The following is a 3,134-nucleotide window of genomic DNA, read 5'->3' on the forward strand; positions in this document are numbered from 1 at the left end:
TAAGCCTTGTTGAGCGTGGCGGGCAAGCTCCCGTAAAACACGGTAGACATGGTCGACACTGGTGCTACCGCATCGTTTTGCCCCCCTATGATCAGCGTCGGGGTGGTGACCTTGCTCCAGTCGTTGACGGTGGACCAGGGGGCGAGCGGGATGGCAGCCTTTAGCGTATTGTCGCTGGCCGCAGCCGACAAGGTGCCACCGCCGCCCATTGAGTGGCCCATGACTGCCCGTCGAGCGGGATCAATCAGACCATAGTAGGCCTCGCCCTTGGTTTGGCTTCTGGCGATGACATCTTTCAATGCTGCCTGCAATTCCTTGCCTCTGAGGCCTGGCAGATCAAATAGCGTCAGCGTATCGATCATGAGGACGACAAAACCATGGGATGCCAACTCAGGGCCCCACCACTTGTTCGCAGCGTTGGTGTTAACGAAACCTGGGGCGAAGGCCACCACGCCAAAAGGACCATCTGTCGTCTTGGTCGGGTAGTACACAACGCCACCGCCATAGCTCGTTTGCTTGGGGATCGTCGCGGTTGCCACAGTGTAGGGGCCTGCGCTGGCTTCGAGGCTGCCAACGGTGGGATCTGGCCCACGAAGGTTGCTGTTTAGTTGGGCGTATGCACTGGTGGTGATCGCCGCCATGCTCAATACGATCGCAGCTGCGCGGGAGAAGCGCTGCCAGGTAGCCGATGTCTCAGATTTTGTACGCATGTGTGTCTCCAGATATAAGGTGACACGATGCTAGTTTTGTTGCCTCACCGGCCTTGGTTAGTTTCTTTACATTTCCCGGGTAATTGCCGCCCCACGTGTCAGGGGGAAGCTGCTCTGTGACAGCATGGCTACCCTCGGGTGGAGCTGCACGTGGAGGAAACAAATCGCAAAGTCGATGTGGTTGGAGAAGGGCTCGACGTTGCCATACGGGTGCGTCCACCACCCCTCGCAGACAGCGACCTCGTCATGCGGGTAGCCATACAGGTACAGCTTCAGCATCACCGACGGGTGATAAGAGGGCCGCCCCGTTGCCGCCGGGCTTGCGCCGTCGAAGCCCAAGGCCACCAAGTCCAACTCACCGATAAAGACATCTACGATTCGTACCGTGTTGTCTTCTGCAATGAAGTCGTCCAGGCACTCAGGCATCAAGGTAACTTGGTGCCTGTCTTGTCCCTCGATGAATCTGGGCATACGTGACCTCCATCTAATCACGTGCACGCAAACCCTGGGCCAAGTTCCAGCGAATCAGCGAGTTTTCACACAGCCTCAGCCTTCAGCAGACATTTTCAATTCCCGCCCCACAAGATCGACAATGCAGATCATTTTTCTATGCGACGGCAACCGCGCGCCCGTTCAGATTTGAACTGGAGCACATTGATAGGACCGAGTCTTAGGCAAAGACTTGTAGCCCCGCGTTGGTGGCAAATCGTCAAAGTCATATGAGATCAGAGCGTCAGCAAAGGCAAAGAAGGCCACTGCATTCGCCAATTCTGCGGCAAGGTCAAGACCCGCGCCACCCTTACTGAACCCACGAAACTTCAATTGAACCCCAGCACGCTTGCAGTCCACCACAAAGGCGCCAGGGCCAGCAACCTCTCTCCATACTGTTCGAGCACATTCCATGAGCGCCAGAAGCTCAGCCTTTGACGGACCATCGACAACCAGCAGCAAGTGCAGGTAGTACCTATCGGTATCACGCTGTAGCTGCCAAGCATGCCCAACAAATGCACAACCATAGATCCCTCTCAGCATCTCGAACCATCGCGTAAATGCGAGATGGACCTGCGCCGCGGCACCACGCTGATCAAAATCCCCCTGCGGGGTTGGCCAATAGAGCTCCTGTCGCAAGACTTCGCTAGTTGGGTGGGCGGCAACCAGCTTCTGGAAGTAGCCAGAAAGATTTTTCATGAACGTGGTGTCTCTGGCGCGATAACGTGCGAGCCCGTGCACAAACGCTTTCCCCTTCATCAAGCTACGCATCCTGTCAAGCATTCCACTCAGAATGGCAGCCCATTTGCAGGGCTCACACCGAATCAAACAATCGAATTGGATTCGCCCCAAAGACAATGGGATCTGATAAAGGAAGGCACCCTCAAATGCCAGATGAAGTCGCGGATCTAGGCGACGGCCCCTGCTTCCCAGTTGAATATCCGCCGCCAAGAGAAACAACAGGTCAAGCAGACGTTCCCCTGGTTTTGAGAACTGAACGGATTCAGTACCGTTGCGACAACGAAGCGCAAACACATCACTCTTGCTTCGTCCCAGTCGATCCACCAACTTGACCAGCTCTTGAAGAGCAATGCAGCGCTGAATTGGCGGGGTCGACATCGCGGCAAGTGAATGCGACATGAATGCAGGAGGACAGGCTGCCTCCAACATGGCGACTCGTATAGATTCTGAAAGTGGATATGCAAGTTTCATTAGCAAGATCCTTCTGGCATGAAACGAACAGCAAGGCGGCGTCACTCGCGCCACCGGCCATGGCACTAGATGAACTTCATGCGGCTTGCGCGAGCCTGTGCAACGGATATCTTGATCCGTGACAGCTGCTTACGCGGACGACCAGCAACCGGCAGTGGGCCCTTAGGGAACCGCCCCTTTCGGAAGGTCTTGATGTCAATTCCCACATCGAGCTTCACAAAGAGGCTCGCCAAGGTCATGTACGCTACGATGAACTGCAAGCCCGTCACCACGTCTGGATGATCGAGTTGCACGACACCAGTGGACTGGTACTTGTACCGACGCTGTTTCTCGTTGCAGTTGTGACAGGCCCCCTGCCCAGCTGTGATCTGTGACCACTTCACGCTCAGACGATCGACGATTGCGCAATCATCATCGCGACCTCGTGAATCGAGCATCACCAAATAGTGGACGTGTAGCAAGCTCTCTCTGCCGTACTCGATGACCCATGCGTATCCAAGTAGGGCATCACGAAAGTGCCGATCCAAGAAGCGATGAAAGCGACTACGGTAGTTCAGAAACTCATCCAGGTAGGCGACATTAGGCTCATCGCCAAAGCGAACCGGTAATCCCCCCATAAACCATTGCTCAGAGAAGTAGAGCTATGCGGCCATGGCCAACCGCTGCTTGGGGGTGATGCCGCCCAAGGCCATGTTTGGGCGTTCATGGTTATACATCCACATC

General features: G+C 55.5%; 3 protein-coding genes and 2 pseudogenes. 1 reads left to right on the forward strand and 4 read right to left on the reverse strand.

Going from position 1 to position 3,134, the window contains the following annotated elements; translation table 11 throughout:
* Nucleotides 1-641, reverse strand: a 641-nt coding sequence (locus EPO09_RS20160; protein WP_290646027.1) for an alpha/beta hydrolase, incomplete at its 3' end; no start/stop codon positions are given.
* 201 nt (nucleotides 642-842) lie between these two features.
* Between EPO09_RS20160 and EPO09_RS20165 the strand changes: the two are divergent.
* A pseudogene (locus tag EPO09_RS20165) lies at nucleotides 843-965 on the forward strand (LysR family transcriptional regulator); the annotation flags it as partial.
* Here the strand turns inward: EPO09_RS20165 and EPO09_RS20170 are convergent.
* From EPO09_RS20170 to EPO09_RS20180, 3 genes and pseudogenes are all read right to left on the reverse strand, one after another.
* Nucleotides 963-1,181: pseudogene (locus EPO09_RS20170) on the reverse strand (IS5/IS1182 family transposase); the annotation flags it as partial. The pseudogenes EPO09_RS20165 and EPO09_RS20170 overlap by 3 nt on opposite strands.
* A gap of 162 nt (nucleotides 1,182-1,343) precedes the next feature.
* A complete protein-coding gene (locus tag EPO09_RS20175) occupies nucleotides 1,344-2,411 on the reverse strand; it encodes a hypothetical protein (protein ID WP_290646030.1) in 1,068 nt (355 codons plus the stop codon).
* A gap of 65 nt (nucleotides 2,412-2,476) precedes the next feature.
* Nucleotides 2,477-3,028 carry a hypothetical protein gene (locus EPO09_RS20180; protein WP_290646032.1) on the reverse strand — a complete coding sequence of 184 codons (552 nt, stop codon included), beginning with the start codon at nucleotides 3,026-3,028 and terminating at the stop codon, nucleotides 2,477-2,479.
* Between the last annotated feature and the right edge of the window lie 106 nt (nucleotides 3,029-3,134).

The organism is Aquabacterium sp., from assembly GCF_004297345.1.
GTDB lineage: Bacteria > Pseudomonadota > Gammaproteobacteria > Burkholderiales > Burkholderiaceae_C > Aquabacterium.